This window comes from Ruegeria sp. L11, from assembly GCF_056531755.1.
Genome location: NZ_JBQFMI010000043.1, coordinates 1 through 2,402, shown reverse-complemented (window position 1 = coordinate 2,402; position 2,402 = coordinate 1). Strand labels below are relative to the sequence as shown.

At 53.1% G+C, this 2,402-nt stretch carries 1 protein-coding gene; it reads left to right on the top strand.

The window, feature by feature from the left end; translation table 11 throughout:
- Nucleotides 1-1,001: 1,001 nt before the first annotated feature.
- Entirely contained in the window at nt 1,002-2,177 is a 1,176-nt protein-coding gene (locus ACR0CE_RS20455) for an alpha/beta hydrolase (protein WP_480833606.1), read from the top strand.
- The last annotated feature ends 225 nt before the right edge of the window (nt 2,178-2,402 follow it).

The following is a 2,402-nucleotide window of genomic DNA, read 5'->3' as shown; positions in this document are numbered from 1 at the left end:
TGATCATTTTTGTTGGGTGCCTTCTTTTTCGAGGCGCTTTGGGTCAAGTGAAGCCAGTGACCGCCAATTTGACAGAATTGTACCCTAATAATGTGCAGTTAACTGCAAACTGTCGGGGCGATACCTTTCTATTTCAGGTTACCATAACCAGTCCGCACAGGACATTCTGTTATTAGCACTGCCGCCGCTCCGAAACCATCCTTACACCGAGACGAAACCTCTGACTCAAGGGCGGTATGGAGCGACAAAAACGGTCTATATTCGTGATAATTTGTGCTCCATTCTGGTTTTATTTTGGTAAAATGTATCAATTCGTTTGCTCGGTCAAGAAAAAGCAACAAAAAGCCACACGATCGCAAATCGTTCTAACTTTGGGGCACAGGCAGTGCACTGGAGGAGTTTCATCCAATCGAAAAACCGCTGAATTGCGCCGGGTTCTCTGGAAGCTTCGATCCCTGGATAGGGTGAGGCCAAGGTAAAAAACAGCAAACAAACATCCTTTTGGAGCCCACAAACTTGCGGCGGGAGCCGGACAGCCAAGAGTGGTAAAATTCTGGTGCGAACCTTTTCAGTGCAGGAAACGTTCATGACTATTCGCACATGCCCTTCACCTTGATGAACATCTGGCCCGTTTCATAGCCGTTTTCACATGGTCCCTTGCGCCTTTGCGTAGCTTCACATTGTAAAAGACTCATCAAGAAGCCGACCCCGAAATCGGCGACCATTGGTTAATGTGGCCGCTTACTCGAACCCTTCAAACGTCTCTCTGACAGCATCATCCACGGTCCCGGCCCGCAATCTGCTGCCATCGTTGTCGCAGGCATCCTCAAAGGCTTGCCAAAGATGGTCCATTTGCAAAAATGGTTGAAAGCTCGTGCCGGCAGATCTCAATGCGGCGGAAATTCTGGGGCGTAAAGTGTCTGATGCATAGGTTCTTTTGGCTAATTATCTTCATAACCCTGACGGGGTGCGCGGCGAAAACCTACAATGAAATTGACTTCATGCCTTCGCCAACGGTCTTTGCCAATGGCACGCTTGACCCGTTCGGGGATGTGACCGAGGGTAATTTCGAGTCGCGGGCGCGTCTGTTTTACGCAACCGACCGCCAGCCCGCAGAACCGGACGACCCGCAGAAAAGCTACAATAATGCACGGGGGCACGTGCTGCGGGCGGGTGTCGCGCAGATTGCGTCGGACCCGCCGCTTGAAAGCTGGGAAAACGCAAGGCGCATAACGCTCGCCGCGGCGCGGGATCGGGACTATAGGCTGCGGGTGGTGGGCGTGACCGAGACCGGCATTCTGCCGTTCAGCGCTATCAATTACATGGATACGCCACCCAGCCGTGCCGAAGTCGAAGCCGCCGGCAGCCATTTTGCGTCACAAATCAATGCGCAATTGGCACAATCGGCCAACAAGGACATTTTCATCTACATTCATGGCTATAATGTGGATTTCGACTATTCCACTCTGGTCTCAAGCCAGTTGCAACATTTCCTGGGCTATCAGGGCGCTTTCATCAGTTACAACTGGACAGCAACCCCAAGTACGCTGGCCTATTTCCGCGATCAGGAATCGGCGCTGGCCTCGCGACGCTATCTGCGCGAGCTGATTGCCTTTCTCTCGGCCCATACCGATGCCCGTCGCATCCACCTGATTGGCTACAGTGCCGGGACAAGGCTGGCATTTGACGCCGCCTATCAAATTGCTTTGGGGGCCGAGGGAAACGCGCGGTTGGGCAAGCTCATCCTGATCGGCAGCGATCTGGATCGCGCTTATTTCATTCATGCTATCGAGGACGGTCTTCTCGATGCGGTTACGGACCTGACGATCTATCAGTCGCAAACGGATTCCGCGCTGGCGATGTCTAGGCTTGTTTTTGGCCGCAAGCGCGTCGGAGAGACTTCGCCGCCCGGCGAAGCAGTGCCTGCGGTGCAAGCGGAGCTGGCCCGGACCCCAAGGCTGCATGTCATCGACGTGACGGATGCCGAAGAGGCGGGCACTGGCAACGGGCATTGGTACTTCCGATCTTCACCATGGGCCAGCAGCGATCTTTTCCTGTCATTGCTGACCAACAAAGACCCCGCCGCGCGCGGACTGGTGCGCGCACCCGGCGAAGTCATCTGGCGTTTTCCAGACGATTATCCGCAAAGGATCAGGGAATTGGGGCGTTTGTACTGAAGGAAAGGAACCGTCTGGTTATCCCCGTCTATTCTCTATTCTGATCAGCTTGCCACACGAGGCTCCCTCGGATCACATCGAAACTCTTATGTAAGGTCATCCATAGGTCAGACTTATGACGTTGAAGGTATAATCGATTTTTCTTGGCATATTAATCTGTCAAGATACCATTGCTCAAATGTGAATTTTACGCCGCGCAAGAATGGCGAACCTGTCAAACAATTC